This is a genomic window from Kineothrix sp. IPX-CK, from assembly GCF_039134705.1.
Classification (GTDB): Bacteria; Bacillota; Clostridia; order Lachnospirales; family Lachnospiraceae; genus Kineothrix; species Kineothrix sedimenti.
This window is the reverse complement of record NZ_CP146256.1, coordinates 2,673,167-2,690,085: the sequence shown is the minus strand read 5'-3', so window position 1 is coordinate 2,690,085 and position 16,919 is coordinate 2,673,167. Positions and strand designations below refer to the sequence as shown.

Annotated in this window: 16 protein-coding genes and 1 pseudogene; 15 read left to right on the top strand and 2 right to left on the bottom strand. The window is 40.7% G+C overall.

The window, feature by feature from the left end:
* Nucleotides 1-10 precede the first annotated feature (10 nt).
* The 3 genes from V6984_RS13010 to V6984_RS13000 all read left to right on the top strand — a co-directional run bounded on the left by V6984_RS13010 (nt 11) and on the right by V6984_RS13000 (nt 2,378).
* Nucleotides 11-499 carry a DUF2975 domain-containing protein gene (locus V6984_RS13010; RefSeq protein WP_342756057.1) on the top strand — a complete coding sequence of 163 codons (489 nt, stop codon included), beginning with the start codon at nt 11-13 and terminating at the stop codon, nt 497-499.
* A 151-nt stretch (nt 500-650) separates the two neighbouring features.
* Entirely contained in the window at nt 651-1,493 is an 843-nt protein-coding gene (locus tag V6984_RS13005; RefSeq protein WP_342756056.1) for a serine protease, read from the top strand.
* Between the two features lie 228 nt (nt 1,494-1,721).
* The gene (locus V6984_RS13000; RefSeq protein WP_342756055.1) at nt 1,722-2,378 is read left to right on the top strand and encodes a helix-turn-helix transcriptional regulator; all 657 of its coding nucleotides are present in this window, start codon (nt 1,722-1,724) and stop codon (nt 2,376-2,378) included.
* Between the two features lie 407 nt (nt 2,379-2,785).
* On the opposite strand, the gene V6984_RS12995 is transcribed toward V6984_RS13000, so the two are convergent.
* Nucleotides 2,786-3,382 carry a TetR/AcrR family transcriptional regulator gene (locus V6984_RS12995; protein ID WP_342756054.1) on the bottom strand — a complete coding sequence of 199 codons (597 nt, stop codon included), beginning with the start codon at nt 3,380-3,382 and terminating at the stop codon, nt 2,786-2,788.
* A 148-nt stretch (nt 3,383-3,530) separates the two neighbouring features.
* Here V6984_RS12995 and V6984_RS12990 point away from each other — a divergent pair, with 148 nt between their 5' ends.
* From V6984_RS12990 to V6984_RS12960, 7 genes and pseudogenes are all read left to right on the top strand, one after another.
* Complete coding sequence (locus V6984_RS12990) at nt 3,531-4,337, top strand: alpha/beta hydrolase (protein WP_342756053.1); 807 nt, start codon at nt 3,531-3,533, stop codon at nt 4,335-4,337.
* A 213-nt stretch (nt 4,338-4,550) separates the two neighbouring features.
* Nucleotides 4,551-5,111 carry a hypothetical protein gene (locus tag V6984_RS12985; protein WP_342756052.1) on the top strand — a complete coding sequence of 187 codons (561 nt, stop codon included), beginning with the start codon at nt 4,551-4,553 and terminating at the stop codon, nt 5,109-5,111.
* A 168-nt stretch (nt 5,112-5,279) separates the two neighbouring features.
* Nucleotides 5,280-5,832 (top strand): annotated as a pseudogene (locus tag V6984_RS12980) (sodium/proton-translocating pyrophosphatase).
* Nucleotides 5,823-6,308 (top strand): GNAT family N-acetyltransferase, encoded by a 486-nt coding sequence (locus tag V6984_RS12975; RefSeq protein WP_342756051.1) that lies wholly within the window; start codon nt 5,823-5,825, stop codon nt 6,306-6,308. Before V6984_RS12980 ends, V6984_RS12975 begins: the two are co-directional and overlap by 10 nt.
* Before the next feature lie 265 nt (nt 6,309-6,573).
* On the top strand, nt 6,574-7,137 hold the full coding sequence (gene ahpC, locus V6984_RS12970; RefSeq protein ID WP_342756050.1) for an alkyl hydroperoxide reductase subunit C: 564 nt from the start codon (nt 6,574-6,576) through the stop codon (nt 7,135-7,137).
* An 11-nt stretch (nt 7,138-7,148) separates the two neighbouring features.
* On the top strand, nt 7,149-8,678 hold the full coding sequence (gene ahpF / locus V6984_RS12965) for an alkyl hydroperoxide reductase subunit F (protein ID WP_342756049.1): 1,530 nt from the start codon (nt 7,149-7,151) through the stop codon (nt 8,676-8,678).
* 162 nt (nt 8,679-8,840) lie between these two features.
* Nucleotides 8,841-10,139: a LysM peptidoglycan-binding domain-containing protein gene (locus V6984_RS12960; protein ID WP_342756048.1), complete on the top strand. Its 1,299-nt coding sequence runs from the start codon at nt 8,841-8,843 to the stop codon at nt 10,137-10,139.
* A gap of 123 nt (nt 10,140-10,262) precedes the next feature.
* Here the strand turns inward: V6984_RS12960 and V6984_RS12955 are convergent, their stop codons facing one another.
* Nucleotides 10,263-12,110, bottom strand: a complete 1,848-nt coding sequence (locus V6984_RS12955; RefSeq protein ID WP_342756047.1) for an APC family permease — start codon at nt 12,108-12,110, stop codon at nt 10,263-10,265.
* Between the two features lie 567 nt (nt 12,111-12,677).
* On the opposite strand from V6984_RS12955, the gene V6984_RS12950 reads away from it, so the two are divergent.
* The 5 genes from V6984_RS12950 (at nt 12,678) to nagB (ending at nt 16,904) form a co-directional block, all read left to right on the top strand.
* Nucleotides 12,678-13,520: a PRD domain-containing protein gene (locus V6984_RS12950; protein ID WP_342756046.1), complete on the top strand. Its 843-nt coding sequence runs from the start codon at nt 12,678-12,680 to the stop codon at nt 13,518-13,520.
* A gap of 42 nt (nt 13,521-13,562) precedes the next feature.
* Complete coding sequence (locus tag V6984_RS12945; protein ID WP_342756045.1) at nt 13,563-14,045, top strand: PTS glucose transporter subunit IIA; 483 nt, start codon at nt 13,563-13,565, stop codon at nt 14,043-14,045.
* Nucleotides 14,046-14,114: 69 nt separating this feature from the next.
* Nucleotides 14,115-14,372, top strand: coding sequence for an HPr family phosphocarrier protein (locus V6984_RS12940; RefSeq protein ID WP_342756044.1), 258 nt, complete (start codon nt 14,115-14,117; stop codon nt 14,370-14,372).
* A gap of 96 nt (nt 14,373-14,468) precedes the next feature.
* The gene (gene nagE, locus V6984_RS12935) at nt 14,469-15,917 is read left to right on the top strand and encodes an N-acetylglucosamine-specific PTS transporter subunit IIBC (protein ID WP_342756043.1); all 1,449 of its coding nucleotides are present in this window, start codon (nt 14,469-14,471) and stop codon (nt 15,915-15,917) included.
* Between the two features lie 258 nt (nt 15,918-16,175).
* Nucleotides 16,176-16,904, top strand: a complete 729-nt coding sequence (gene nagB / locus V6984_RS12930; protein WP_342756042.1) for a glucosamine-6-phosphate deaminase — start codon at nt 16,176-16,178, stop codon at nt 16,902-16,904.
* Nucleotides 16,905-16,919: the final 15 nt, after the last annotated feature.

The window sequence follows — 16,919 nt, the reverse complement described above, 5'->3', positions numbered from 1 at the left end:
GGTGCTTTTTATGAAGCGAGGTTCAACCATCATCATGCGGTGTTCTGTCATCATTGCAGGAATTATTATGATTGCTATATGCAGCGTTATGGCATGGATAACATTCACAGAAGGTAAGTCTGCTACAGCATATCATGTGGACTATGTGTTGGTTATCCTTATCATCGGAACCTATATAGCTGCGATACCCTACTTCATCGCGCTACGTCAGACTCTAAAACTGTTAGATTATATTGATACCAACCGTGCTTTCACAGAATTGTCAGTTAAGGCACTAAAGACCGTAGAGCATTGTGCCATCGCGGATTTTATCATTTGTATAGCGGGCGGTGCACCTTTCTTTTGGATGCTGGGGCGGAGTGATGGTAATCCGGGAATGGTGTTTTTGGGGCTGATTCCGGCTGGTGTTGCGTTTATAATTGCTGTGTTTGCTTCTCTTCTAAAGCATCTTTTGAGTGATGCTATTGCTGCAAAATCCGAAAACGATTTGACGATTTGAGGTGAATAATATGTTGATTATTGCAGCGTTGATGTAATGCTGGAAGCAACATCGTACGAGTTCAAGTCTTCTCACCGGCGGCAAAAGGCAAGCTGCTGATTATTTATATAATGCGGATAATATGCAATGCAAGGAGGGAGCGAAAGTAGCTGTGGAAAAAAGATTATCAAAGAAAAGCAAAAAGAAAATAAGCATTGTAAGCATTGTAATTAGTGCTGTTGTATGTATCTCCATTATAGGAAGTTCTTTTTTATATGATTACATATGTCGTACCAGAAAGAATGTAGATTTCGAAGAAATAATTAATTATGAGGTGAAATCCTCAACTTTGTATATTGTTAGTGAAACTGCAACAATATCAGAAAACGCCGAATCATTTAGCTATGGCGCTGGATTTGGTGGCGTGGTTTTTTCTGAGGCCGATGGAGTATATTATGCACTTACGGCTCTGCACGCCGTAGACAACAAGCCGGCACACTTATATGTTCTCTCTTATGATGATTTAACATATAATGAACGCATTGCACAGCAGGAACAACATATAGGGTTAAGAGACTATTATAAGACTTTACCTATAGCAGAAGTGGTTTATTCTGATGAGGAGTATGATCTTGCTATCCTTAAATTTAGTTGCAGTGATTCTTTGGGAATATTAAATATTGCCTCAAACACCCCGGCTTTTAAAGATCAAGTTGCGATTTTTAGCAGTCCATTGAATGAAGGAAGAAATGAAATCACTTATGGTACGATTATTTCAAAAAAACCAGTCAAATTTGGCGATGCAAACGGAGAGAATCAGCGATTAGTAATCAGAACATCCGCCTATGATAATTTTGGTAGTAGTGGAAGTGTTTTATTAAATAAGCAATTAGAAATAGCGGGGATTGTTTTAGGCGGTGGCCGTGATATCTTTGATAATTTCAGATATTCTTTGGTAATGCCTGCAAATGAGATAAATGATTTCATAACAACTTGGTATTCAAGTAAAAAGTAACTATTAGGCTGAAACAGATACAGAATTGTATCTATTTCAGCCTGATTTTTGTGTTATACTAAATAAAGAGATTTTAATTTCGTATTATTTATATAATATGAGGTGTCAGATAAATAGGAATTTGTAGCAATGTTACGATAAGTAACAGTACAGTTTCGGTGCGTATATGGTCTGTTTAGGTCCTTCGCTGTATACTGTCATAAATAATTCCGAAAAGAGGATGTGCACATGACAATAGGTGATAAAATTAAATTATTAAGAACTGAAAAGGGAATTACACAGGAAGCACTGGCAGAAAATTTGAATGTATCTCGTTCTGCTATTGCAAAATGGGAAACAAATAGTGGAGTTCCAGAAGTGAGTAACCTTAAAATAATATCAAAGCTATTTGATATAAGTGTTGATGAATTGATAGATGATACAAAAATAATAAAAACAACTGAGTCTAAGGATGATAAAATATTTGATTATAGTGAATACGCAGGAAAATATTATGATATTGAACTAATTGGATGGAATGACGGGGTATTTGATAGTATTATTATTGGAGAAGATGAAGAATTTCTTTTTTACCAAAAGTCAGAACAAAATAGACCTGTGTTCGGAATGATTGGGAAAAAATATATTTTGTCAGTGAAAGTATCAAAACAATCTAAGCTTCCACATGATGATATTAGTTCAATAAATAGAAACTATTTTTGTGGAAAGCATGTATGCGTTGAATTAGCTTCTAGAGAAGGATTTATAAAAGGATTTTTTGACTTTCGCAATGATGATTATCTTGACGTTATTGTCAATTCCTTTTCTGAATCAAAAGTTCTATTAAAGTTTGGTAAGGATGTAAATATCAATGCTATTTCGAAAATAGAAGAAGTAGTTTCTTGAAATGAAAATCTCAGTTTATCGTAAAGCATAACGCGAAATTGACAAATTCTAATTTATCGGCAGCCTTAAATGCCTGTTATGAGCATAATGAGAACGAAATGTTCGCATTTATTTTGACCGAATGACACAAAGAAAAGGACATCTTTTGATACAATGAAAGCCACCTATCACGGGTGGCTTTCATTGTATCTATGCCCGAAGAAGCTCGTAAATATGGGAATTTGCGGTGCTGATGCCTTTTACGGCGAAATGGCGCAGCATAGCACGGCCAGCCTTTTTTTGTTATGATCGTCGAAAGTACCGTCTTTTTTCGGATACGCTGCTCTTGCTGGAGTAACTACTACCGTAGTTGCAGGCTTGATATTCTCCCGAGCTTCCGAAACCGGAGTATTCAGTTTGGGCCAAAATCATTCTTTCTTTGTACGGTTTCCAACGACGCCATGCAAAAATACGGATAAAAGTTCTTCATATATTCGTTTCTTTTTGTCTTCCGTCTGGAGGGAGCCTAACTGCTTCATTGCATTGGTTCCAAAAACATTAAGATAAATGAGCAAGGTTTCAGCCGAATAGCTTTTATTAAAATATCCACATTCATACCCTTGTTCAATAAAGCGCAGCATGTGTGGAGTTATCTTTTGCTCATATTCAAGTGTTATATCCCGAAGTTTTTCGGAAATAGCATCATCCCAAAATGAAGATATCGCAGCAGGACTTTTTTGCATGGGCGCGAAAAATGCTTGCTCAATTTTTTCTGCAAAAGGCAGGTCGCTGTCTATAACGTCAATAAAAGATTGAAGCAGTTCATTATAATAGTGCTCAAGAGCACAACGAGCCAGATTTTCTTTGCTATTAAAATATTTATATATGGTCACTTGGGATGCGCAGGCTTTGGCGGAAATTTCAGTAATGCTTACCTTCTGGATACCTCGCGCGGAGAATAATTCTACAGCAGCTTCCAAAATTTTGTGTTTTTTTTCCTGGGTTCTTTTTTCAAAACCATTCATTTATATCACCTCTATAAATTAAAGGATACTGCAAATTATGAACTATTTCAACATGAATATTTCATTTCTACTTGCGCCTGCGGGATAACCTATGTTACCATATTAATGAACTATTTATGATCAAATATTTCATTATTTGGAGGTGTCTATGGAAAAGCACATAAACAGGGAAGGCTGCAGAATAACCTATGAGTATTTACCGGGAAGCCATGCTATCTCCATTATTTTAGTACACGGATATGGACTGCATCGTACCATGTGGGAGCCGCAAGTCGGATTTTTGCAGAAAAAGGGCTATCCCGTCATTAACATTGATGTTCGTGGCCACGGAAACTCCAGACCTACCGGTGAATTCAGCGTAAAACTGGCAGCGGAGGATATTCGAGCTATAATAGACATGGAAAGTCTGGAACAGTATTTGCTATGCGGGCTTTCGATGGGGGCTTTTGTAGTACAGGAATATGCTTTTCTTTTCGGAGGTGCTACGGGTTATATGCTGACAGGGGTCACGCCTTTATGCATTCCTTATCCCAAATGGGAAAAGACATTGCTTGCATACTCCGGCCCAATTATGAGGTTTTTCTACACATGGGCAGGGTTGAAAAAAGCTATGTCAAAAGGAAGCACCTATACAAAACCAGCATTACTGCGTGTCGGCCAGATGTTTGAGGAAATAGAAAAGCAGGAATTTCTTGTTTCTTGGCAGGGTTTCTCCACCTGTCTGCACGAAGAATCGTTTAAGTTTGATGCGCCGCTTCTTGTGGCGGCCGGTGAGCAGGATACAAGAGGAACCATACAAAAACACCTCTCAGATTGGCAAACGCATTATCCGGGCTGTGTAGTAAAAACCCTTCCGAACGCAGGACATGTAGCAAATCTGGATCAGCCAGAGCAATTCAATAAAATACTGCTTTCTTTTATAAATGATTGCGAGTCAGCAAGATCACATTCGTAATATTGTTTTGGAAGAGTATCGGTAAAAGCGCCTCTGTTATCTTTGGTGAGAATATCGCCCAAATGTTTATGCATAAGGACGCGGATATCCCACTGAAAACCATTGAGGGCTGCCAAAGAAATAACGCCAGATTGTATTAAATTTTGTCTGTTTCTTTTTGCTTTTTATCGAATGTCACAATATAATAAGTATAATGCATTCAGGAGGTTGACGATGGATAATGTTTTAGAATTTTCCAATAGAGAAGCGTTTAGGGACTGGTTGGATAAACACAGTGCCGATAACGGTGGAATATGGTTACTTTTTGGCAAAAAGGGCGGACCAGTGACACTTTTAGCCAGCGAAGCATTGGAAGAAGCTCTTTGCTTTGGATGGATAGATGGGCAGATGCAAAGCCTTGACGATACTAAATACAAGAAATATTTTGCTCGTCGTACAGCTAAAAGCAATTGGTCTGATAAGAACAAAAAGTTGGCACAATCCCTTATTGAACAAGGAAGAATGACCCAACGAGGCATGGATGCCATTGAAAATGCTAAGAAAAACGGTACATGGGATTTATCCGGACGCGTTAGTATCTGCGATGAGCAAATACAGGCATTCAAGCAGATCATCCGGCAATATGAACCTGCATATGCCAATTTGTTAGCTATGCCCTTGTCCATACAGAAGACATATACAGGCTTTTATCTTGACGCAAAAACTGATAAAACACGCCAAACTCGATTAGAAAAAATCATTGATAGACTTAATAAGAATTTAAAACCGATGTAAGGGTTACATTCCAATTTGGCAGTAGGCCAAGAACCTGATTATGGATTTTCTGAACGAAGCAGGTCTGTTGTTGATATAAATATTTGTATATCTTTCTTTACATTTATCAACAGAATGGTATAAAATGTTTTTTGGGGCTATAGGAATGAAGTGATTTTTTAAAATGAAATGGGGGGGATACTTATGAACATGATTTTTCTAGGAGTTACATTGGTAGGTGTTATCGCATTAATTGTTGCTGTTTTCATAGCCAGATGGATCAACAAAAATGATCAGGGCAGCCAACATATGCGTGAAATCGCATCCTATATCCATCAAGGTGCGATGACCTTCCTGATGCGTGAGTACCGCACGATCGGTATATTTGCGGTAGTGATGTTCTTAGTTCTTTTCTTTGCTGTGAATTGGCAGACAGCGACGTTGTTTTTGCTTGGGGCATCTTTCTCGCGCGGCTTTGGGACTTGGTGTTGTCCTTTCTCTTTTAGGTGTTGAGACACCGCAGCAAATAGAGTACATTTCTGGGTTTGGCCTCGGAGCAACGTCTATGTCGCTGTTTGGGCGAGTGGGCGGAGGTATTTTTACCAAAGCTGCCGATGTGGGCGCCGACCTTTTTGACAGCTATGTTGGCGCGATTATCTCAGCCATTCTTTTGGCTACTATGCTTAAAAACGCAGCCGGAGAGAGTATGCTTTCAGGAGGTATTGCATTATTATGGAACTAAAAAAGCTAAAATATAAAAGAGCACAATTTGATAATATTGATACGCTGTTAAATATTATTCATAGATGCATGAAGGAAGTAAATTATAAGGATTATACAATTGAGCAGTTCCAAAAATATCTTGCAGCGTTTACACAAGAGTGGTTAAAAGATATAATTGAGAATCGTCACTATTATGAGGTCTGGTATGAAAATAAGATAATAGCCTGCGGAGGAGTAAGCAGAGATTATAGTCAAGAAAATCAGAGCTATTTTACGGCTATTTTTGTTAACCCCGATTACCGTGGTTTGGGAGTGGGAAAGAAGTTGATTTATTATTTGGAATCTGATGAATGGTGCCAGGATAGTACTCTGATAGAAGTGCCGTCATCAAAAAGCTCGCATGGTTTTTATCATAAATTAGGATATGAATACAAAAATATTCCACCGATTTTCAACGAAGAGGATGGTTCAACAATAATGTATAAAAATAAATAAGGTATGAGCCGGCCTGTGTGAACCGGTCCGAAATGTAAGGAAAACTACTAACTATGAAATATTAAGTTAGTAGTTTTTTTGTAGTATAGATACAATTTAAGTATACAAAAAATAATTATATAAAATTACTTGACAATTAAAAAGCATTGCTATATATTGGGATTATGATTATAGGAATCATTACTATTATTGATTCGAAAGTATCATTAATCAATTTAAAGTTTTAAACCAATTGACAATATTAAATAACAGGAGGTAAATGATTATGTCATTAGTAGGAAAAGAGGTATTACCATTTAAGGCAAAGGCTTATCACAACGGGGAATTTATAGACGTCTCAGAAGAGAATTTCAAAGGCAAATGGAGCATTGTTTGCTTTTATCCGGCGGACTTCACTTTTGTATGTCCGACAGAGTTAGAAGATCTGCAGAATAACTATGAAGAATTCAAGAAACTGGGAACTGAGGTTTATTCTGTTTCCACAGATACACATTTTACTCATAAGGCATGGCATGACCATTCAGAAGCTATCAGCAAGTTGACATATGTTATGATCGGAGACCCTTCCCATGAAATCAGCCGTAATTTTGATGTTTTAATTGAGGCGGACGGATTGGCAGACAGAGGAACTTTCCTTATTGATCCGGATGGAGTGATTCAGTCGGTAGAAATCAATGCAGGAAATATTGGACGGGATGCGAGCATTCTGATTAATAAGCTCAAAGCGGCTCAGTATGTAAGAAAGAATCCGAATGAAGTGTGCCCGGCAAAATGGAAAGAAGGCGGAGCTACATTGAAGCCGAGTCTTGATTTAGTAGGAAAAATCTAAGGAGCAGGTATATGATGCTAGATGATGAAATTAGAGGCCAATTGGCGGAGTATTTGAAGCTTTTGGAAAATGATGTGCTGATTAAAGTCAGTGCAGGTTCTGATGATGCATCCAAGGATATGATATCTTTAATCGATGAGCTGGCCGCCATGTCTTCTAGAATAAAGAAGGAGCAGGCGACGCTTTCCAGAACCCCGAGTTTCAGTATCAACAGGGTGGGAGCAGACAGTGGGGTTTCCTTTGCGGGAATTCCTTTGGGCCATGAGTTTACGTCGTTAGTTCTGGCACTTTTGCAAGTGAGCGGAAGAGCCCCTAAAGTGGATGAAGAGTTAATTGAAAGAGTGAAGAAACTCGAGGGTGAATACCATTTCGAAACTTATATCAGCTTAAGCTGTCATAACTGTCCGGAGGTGGTACAGGCACTGAATGTAATGAGTATCCTGAATCCGGGAATCAGCCATACGATGGTTGACGGCGCTGTATTCAAAGAAGAGGTGGAGAGCAAGGATATTTTGGCCGTGCCGACCATTTATTTAAATGGTGAAGAATTTGGCGGCGGACGAATGACATTAGAAGAAATTCTTGAGAAATTAGGAAGTTCTTCCGATGTTTCCGCATTCGAGGAAAAGGATCCCTTTGATGTGCTTGTTGTCGGAAGTGGTCCGGCAGGAGCCAGTGCGGCAATTTATGCGGCGAGAAAAGGTATCCGGACAGGAATTGTTGCCGAACGCTTTGGCGGTCAGGTGAGAGAGACCTTGGGAATAGAAAACTTGATCAGTGTGGAATACACAGAAGGTCCTGAGTTCGGTGATACCTTGGAACGCCATGTGAGAAAATATGATGTAGATATTATAAGTTCCAAACGAGTAAAGAGTTTGGAAAGAAAAGAACTATTAGAGGTTACACTGGAAAATGGAGCTGTTTTGAAAAGCAAGACAATTATTCTTTCCACAGGCGCCCGTTGGAGAAATGTGGGAGTACCGGGAGAAGAGAAGTTCAAGAATAAAGGCGTTGCTTATTGTCCACATTGTGATGGTCCTCTTTTCAAAGATAAGAGGGTAGCAGTGATCGGAGGAGGCAATTCGGGTATCGAGGCAGCAATTGATCTGGCAGGTATCGCTTCTCATGTAACGGTTCTCGAATTTATGCCCGAACTGAAAGCAGATGCTATTCTTCAGAAACGTCTTTACAGTCTGCCCAATGTGACTGTTGTGAAGAATGTTCAGACAAAGGAAATTACCGGAGACCAGAAGGTGAACGGAATGACTTATGCAGATCGTGATACAGGGGAAGAACACCATGTAGAACTAGAGGGCGTATTTGTTCAGATTGGTTTGGTAGCTAATACAGAGTGGCTGGGTGATACGGTAGAACGCAACCGAATAGGAGAAATTATCGTGGATAACCACAATGCCACAAGCCTTCCCGGAGTGTTTGCGGCAGGAGATTGTACCGATAGTGCATACAAACAGATTATCATTGCGATGGGTTCCGGAGCGACCGCAGCCTTAAGTGCATTTGATTATTTAATAAGAAGTTAGTCAGAGGGTGTCACAAAATCACTGAAATAAAGTGATGGAGCGACACTCTCCTTTTATCCATCCGCACCTTTTTCAATGCTGTAGCAATAATATATACCATAATGTCATGAACAGGTATGAGTAGCATATAATAGAATTAATAAGACTCTTTGAGAGAAGTTTATGATTATACACGTTGTTCAATCCGGTGAAACTATCTATTCAATCGCAGAATACTACAAAATACCCGTTGATAGATTAATCTTAGAAAACGGAATCACTAACTTTGACAATTTAGCAATAGGACAAACCATTGTGATTGTTCAGCCGGAAATACTCTATACTGTCAAACCCGGCGATACTTTGGTTGGAATTGCGGAACAGTATGGTGTTTTGCCAATGGAATTATTAAGAAATAATCCCTATCTTGCAGATAGAGAAATTTTGTACGCCGGTGAAACCATTGTTATAAGTTATCAGACCAATAGGACGCGGACAATTGCGACTAGCGGTTATACTTTTCCTTATATTGATAAATCTGTTTTGATAAAAACGCTTCCTTTTCTATCTTATCTAACTATATTTAATTATAGGGCTATGAGGGGAGGAGAAATTATTGCCAGTGATGATGAAACTGAATTAATTCAGTTAGCGAAAGCCTATGGTGTTGCGCCCATGATGTTTGTTTCCACTATTACGGAAGAGGGAGTAGCCAGCATTGAAGTTTCTTATGATATTTTAAATAATCCTTCTGTACAGGACCGCCTTATTTATACTGCTCTTGATATACTGAAAACGAAAGGTTATTACGGTATTAATGTCTATGTCGATAACATCACCTATGACAACCTAAATAGCATTGTTGAATATTTGGAAAGAGCTTCCCGGATCTTTCACTCGGAAGGCTACAGAATAGTTATAACTATATCACCAATTTCAAATCTTAACACCCCCGGCACTAAGTTTGAAAGAATAGATTATTCAAAATTATCTGAATATGTAGATGGAATTATATTGGCTTCCTATGATTGGGCAAGGTCGTATAGCTATCCAAGCTCAATTTTTCCGGTGAATGTTTTGATAGAATTATTAGATTATATGGTCAGCATTATTCCCACTGAAAAGTTCTTCTTTCTGGGAATTACTACACAGGGCTATGATTGGACTCTTCCCTATGTTCCCGGTGCCACAGCAGCTACCGTAATATCCAATAATGATGCGATACAAATGGCGGCAGACGACAATATACCGATACAATTTAATGAAGCAGCGCAGTCGCCTTACTTTTATTATGTAGATAATAATGGGACTCTACATGTGGTTTGGTTTAAGGATGCGAGAAGTTTTGATGCGCGAGCCAGGCTGGTAGATGAATATAATCTTCAAGGGCTGTCTCTTTGGACTATTATGAGATTCGATGCCCAACTTTGGCTTATTATCAATACCCAATATTATATAGAGAAACGTTTGGGAGTGAGCTGATAACTAATGCAATATCAATGGTTCACGCCCAATATAAAAAAGACGATACTACTTGCGGTGTATCGTCTTTAATTATGATTATTGAGACGTTTTATGCTGAACAAGCCGCCGTCACTTTACGTATTAATTATTATCCAGAACAAAAGGTATGTTGATTACTGCTATATGTCTGTCGCGCAGAAGCTTTTTCCTTATGACGAAAGCTGTTTGATTGTGCAGAAGGTTCTGCCATGATTTTCTTACGATAAACTGCGGTATTACTACTGTAATCATATCTCCGGGGCTGGAGGCGTGTTCCTCCGACTCGATGTACTGGATTAAGGGGTTGACCACCTCTCTGTAAGGAGAGTATTTAACGATAAGAGGAATGGGAATTCCGCATTCCTTCCACTTTTCTTTAATATTCCTCGCACTGTCCTTGTCGATGGAGACATGGAAAATAACGATATTTTGGTCGTCTGACAAAAATCTGGCATAGTTAATCGCCTTTAAGGAAGCCTTGTTCAGAGACCCCACGATGACGATCATATGTTTCTTCACGTTCAGAGTATTGATTTCCGTCTGCACCTGCGTCGGATCCAGACGGAGCTGCCTGGCGATGTTAGTGTAGTGATAATTGATTGTCTTCATACCGATCACGAGAATGAAGATGAGCACTATAGTGATCCACGCGCCTTCTAACATCTTGCTGTACAAAATGCTTATAACGGTAGCCACGGTCATAACTGCACCCAGGCCGTTGATAACGATTTTATAAATCCTGCCCGGGACGTTGCTTTTTGCCCATTTAAAAAGCATTCCTATTTGAGACAGCGTAAAGGAGATGAACACGCCGATGGCATAAAGAGGGACCAGTCCATGAGTATCTGCATGGTAAATCACCACAAGAAAAGCCGCCGCCGCACTTAGTGCAAGAATGCCGTTGGAATATCCCAATCGGCTTCCGCGCATTGCAAACTGCCTGGGTGCGTAACCGTCGGTAGCAATCAGAGACAAGAGCATGGGAAGCCCTGCATAAGAGGTATTGGCAGCCATTACTAATATAGTAGCGGTAGCGATCTGCAGGATATAAAACCATACGCCGTTTCCGAATACCTGAGTGGCTATCTGTGAAAGTACGGTTATGCTGTTGTTGGGGACCGCATGATAAAGGGTGGACAGATAAGCGGTTCCGCCGAAGATGATCAGGACGAATAAGGCGAGAAGCCCCAACACTCTTTTCGCATTTTTCTGGGCGGGTTCGGTGAAGTTCGGTATGGCGTTGCTGACCGCTTCGACACCGGTAAGGCCGGAACAACCTGCCGCAAAAGCACGGATGATCAGGAAAAAGGTCACATCTCCTACTGCTTCAGGAATCGGAAAAGAAGATTGGGGAACGTAGCCCAGCACATACACTTTGAAAAGTCCGGTTACAATCATAATCAGCATGGAAGCGATGAAGATATAAGTAGGCATGGCAAATATTTTAGCGGATTCACGAACCCCTCTTAAATTACCTAATGTCATCAGGAAAATGAGGAAAAGAGTGACTCCTACATTATAAGGAAGCAGGGCGGGGATTGCGGAAGTAATGGCCGCAGTTCCCGCAGAGGTACTGACCGCCACGGTCAAAATATAGCCGATAATCAAAGAAGCGGCAGCTAATAAACCCGGTTTTTCTCCCAGATTTTCTTTTGCTACAGTATACGAGCCTCCGCCGCGGGGATAGCTGTCAATTGTTTGGAGATAGGAAAAGACCAGAATGAGGAGCAGAAGGATAATAATGATAGCCGTAAAAAACATATACCTATAAGCGGCAAGTCCCACTACGAGAACTAATATCCATAAGATTTCTTCAACAGCGTAAGCAACGGAAGAGATGGCATCGCTGGCCATAATAGGCAGCCCCCAAAATACATCCAATTTTTCACTTTGCAGCTCCTTATTATGAAGGGGCTTGCCAATTACGATTTCTTTGATCTTTTTAAACATAAGATGCACTCCTAATTACAGCTTACGAATCGTAGATGAATTTCGGCGGTTCATGAAGTTGTTTCGATTTTATTTTTTCTATACTATATTTTTGCATATCATCTGTCAAGAGGAAAAAGAAACAAGTTTTTTAAGACAGATTTTGACTGAGTTTTCCTATATCTTTCCCCAAAAATAAGAGAATAAAGCATATTGTGTGTAAATACCATCGTTTGACAAGGTCACACACGGTCGGATAAGTACAAATTTTCCTGATTCAGGGCGTGTAAGACCTTGTCAAATGATGGTAGGGAAGCAAGGACAGCGGAGGCTGATAATTAATCGGAAATATGTGCAATATGTACATAATAAAACGGAGATAAATGTATGTTATAAACAAAAATGCCAAAAGTTTATTTCAACTGCTTGACATCTTTACGGTAAGTTGCTATCATGTACACATACAAGTTGATAGAGAAAACATTGGATTGTTACTGTTAAGCAGGCAAAACCAGATTTTATAAGTTAATCGAACAGAGTAGGATTAATTTATAGGGTTTGGTTTTTTTTATGTAACGGGAAATGGATATGAGAATAGAGAAGGTAATTAACAATAATGTCATCTCATCCAGAGACAGTGAAGGCAGTGAGCTGGTTGTTATGGGCTGCGGTATCGGCTTCGGAAAAAAAGAGGGGCAGAATATTGATGAAAGCAAAGTTGAGAAGATTTTCAAGCTGGAGAATAAGGATAGCTTGGAACGCTTCAAAGCGCTGTTAACAAAGCTGCCGCTGGAATACATTCAAGTTTCGGATGAAATTATTTCCTATGCGAAAGAGGCGCTTGGAAAAGAGCTGAATGAGAACGTATATCTTACCCTTACGGATCATATCGGTTTTGCTATCGACAGATTCAAGGAGGGCATGCTTTTTACGAATGCCTTATTTGAAGAAATAAAGATGTTTTATCCCAATGAATATACGGTAGGCTGCCACGCCCTTTATCTTATAGAGAAGAAGACCGGGATAAAGCTGTTGGAGGACGAAGCAGCGTCCATAGCGATTCATATAGTAAATGCCGAATTTAATTCGGCGATCAGCACAACTTTTACCCTGACCCAGATGATGCGCGACATGATGGAAATCATAGAAAAAGAGATACCCGCTTGTAAAGCTCAGTCTTATCAGCCGGATAAACTGGCCATTAACTTCAAATACTTGGTACATAGAATGCTGACAGAGCTTCCGGAGCAGTGTGAGGGAGACGAGGTACTCTTCGATTTCGTCAGAAACCACTGTGAAGGGGAATACCGGCTGATCCATAAGGTAAACAGTTTTATCAAAGAGAAATATAACTGCTCCATGACGGAGGAAGAAAGCATATATCTGACGTTAAATGTAAAGCGGATCAACGATTTATATGCAGAGAATTAAAAGAATAATCGTAATTGACGAGAAAAAATCAGGAGGAAAAATATGGGATTATTCGATGCGTTTAAGAAGAAGGATGTTGTGATTTCATCGCCGATGAAGGGAAGGTGCGTAAGCATTAAAGCGGTGAGCGACCCTACTTTCAGCGAAGAGATATTGGGGAAAGGTGTAGCTATCGTGCCTAAGGACGGCAAGGTATATGCTCCGGCAGACGGAGTGATCACGACCATATTTCCTACGGGTCATGCGGTGGGTATGACGACCAATGACGGGGTGGAGCTTCTTATTCATGTAGGACTGGATACGGTAGCCTTAAAAGGAGAAGGTTTCCGCATTATCGGAAAGGATGAACAAAAGGTAAAAAAAGGGGATTTGCTTATAGAAGCGGATCTGGAGAAGATTAAATCGGCAGGATACGACGTAATTACGCCGGTGGTAGTATGTAATACGGACGAATACTCGGAGATTCTGGGACGTACGGATACGGAAGTGAATGCGGGCGATGAGCTTTTGAATATTAAGAAGTGATAGTAAAGATTAGGATTACTATATAGAGGAACAAAAATATTTTATAAAATCGAAGGGAGAACATAAAAAGTGAAGGAATTTAAGTATACGATCAAAGATGAACTGGGCATCCATGCGAGGCCAGCCGGATTGCTCGTTAAGCTGGCAACGCCTTTTCAGAGTAAGATTACAGTAGATACGGGGGCTAAGGCTGCGGATGCAAAAAAGATAATGGCGCTTATGGGCGCGGGTGCGAAAAAAGGAACGGTAGTTACCTGCCGCGCGGAAGGTCCTGACGAAGCGGAAGCTGTTACAGCGCTTAAAAAGTTCTTTGAGGAAAATTTATAATTTTGTATTCTAGGGATGCATCCCATGGAATAGATGAAATGAATCGAGTCCTGCGGCCGGGGCATGGCTCACACAAAACAAGGGGGTACTTTATTTATGATGAAATATTTACAAAAGCTTGGTAAGTCATTGATGCTTCCGGTAGCTTGTCTGCCGGTTGCAGGTATCATGTTAGGCCTTGGTTATTGGATCGACCCGTCAGGCTGGGGCGGCAATAACGTAATAGCTGCTTTTCTTTGTAAAGCAGGTTCTGCGCTTATAGACAACATGGCAATTCTGTTCGTTATTGGTGTTGCTGTTGGAATGTCCGATGACGGTGACGGTACATCCGCACTTGCGGGTATTGTTTCTTACCTTATGGTTAAGACCTTATTATCTCCCGGAGCTGTTGAGATGTTTACTGGCGCGGAAGCGAATGCAGCGTTTTCCAAGATCGACGGCAACCAGTTTATCGGTATATTGACCGGTTTGATCGGTGCTACGTGCTACAATAAATTCAAGAGTACGAAATTGCCGGATGCGCTGTCGTTCTTCAGCGGCAAACGAAGTGTAGCGATTGTTACGGCCGCGATTACCATTGTAGCAAGCTTGATTTTGTTCTTTATTTGGCCGGTTCTTTACGGCGGTTTGGTAGCGTTTGGTACGGCTATTGCCAGCACGGGCGCAATCGGTGTTGGTCTCTATGGTTTCTTCAACAGATTGCTGATTCCGTTTGGTCTGCACCACGCGCTGAACTCCGTATTCTGGTTCGATGCGATCGGTATTGCCGACCTTTACAAATTCTGGGGATTGGGCGGATACGACACATCTCAAGCTGTAATCGGAGAGACTGGACAGTATATGACAGGTTTCTTCCCCGTTATGATGTTCGGTATTCCGGCAGGTGCTCTGGCTATGTATCATACGGCTAAAACAAATAAGAGAAAGGTTGCAGCCGGCTTACTCGGCGCGGCGGCTCTCTGTTCCTTCTTAACTGGTGTAACGGAACCTTTCGAATTTGCGTTCATGTTCTTATCACCTGTGCTTTACGTTGTACATGCGCTTTTAACAGGTATCGTTTGTGCGATTACCGCGCTCCTTCCTGTTAGGGCAGGCTTTACCTTCAGCGGTGGTTTTATTGACTGGGTGCTCTGCGCGAAGCTTCCGGCAGCTCTCAATACATGGATGATTATTCCTATCGGTTTGGTTGTTGCTGTAGTTTACTATGCGGTATTCCGTTTTGTAATTGTGAAATTGGATCTCAAGACTCCCGGCAGAGAAGATGATGATGCCGAAGCGGAGAAGCGAGTTGTTCTTTCTAACGACAACTTCACGGAAGTTGCCCAGATCGTCTTAGAGGGTCTTGGAGGAAAAGAGAATGTTACATCTCTCGATAACTGCGTAACCAGACTTCGGCTGGAAATCAAAGATTACACGAAAGTGGATGAGAAGAAAATCAAGTCTGCAGGAGTTGCGGGCGTGATGAGACCGAGCAAGACATCCGTTCAGGTTATCGTAGGTACCAAAGTACAGTTTGTTGCGGATGAAATGAAAAAAATGTTATAAGTGACAAGATTGAGAAATAATCCATATGATTGTATTCCCGGCATATCGGAAGCCCCGTGTTCTATACGGGCTTCCGATATTAAACTGTAAAGAGGTTTTTAATAAAGCAAGAAAAGAAAAAAGGTGACAAAAAAAGATATAGGAATCTGTCTGTGAATGATATATACTATGGATGATGTCTAAGGACGGACTTTTGAACAAATTCTATATGTTCAAAAGGGTGCTTTAAGCGTGTGAGGCACGCAGATAGGAGTAGAAGTGAATATAGTTAGGGCAAAAGATTATAAAGACATGAGCAAGAAGGCTGCGAGTGTTATCTCTTCGCAGGTCATTATGAAACCGAACTGTGTTTTAGGTCTGGCAACTGGATCTACGCCGATTGGGACCTATGAAAAGTTAGTGGAGTGGTATAACGGCGGGAATTTGGATTTTTCCAAAGTAGTTTCTGTGAATTTGGATGAATATAAGGGACTTACGAGAGAGAATGATCAAAGCTATTATTATTTTATGAACGATCATCTTTTCAGTAAGATAAATATAAAGAAAGAAAATACGCACCTTCCTGACGGAACGGAGCCGGACAGCGATAAAGCGTGCAGCGATTACGACAAAGTGATTGAGGCGGCAGGAGGAATTGACTTGCAGCTTCTAGGACTTGGACATAACGGACATATCGGCTTCAATGAGCCCGCAGATGAATTTATTCCCAATACACATTGTGTGGATTTGACGTCCTCTACCATTGAGGCCAATCAGAGATTCTTTGCTTCCTATGATGATGTGCCGAAGCAGGCTTACACTATGGGAATCAGGACAATCATGCTCGCGAAGAAGGTGTTAGTCGTGGTCAGCGGAGAAGATAAGGCAGCGATAGTCAGAGATGCCTTTTTTGGCCCGATTACGCCTGAGGTACAGGCATCTGTATTACAGCTTCATCCCGACGTTACGCTGGTTGCGGACGATGCGGCATTGTCACTTATAAAATAGGAAGATATAGAAAGG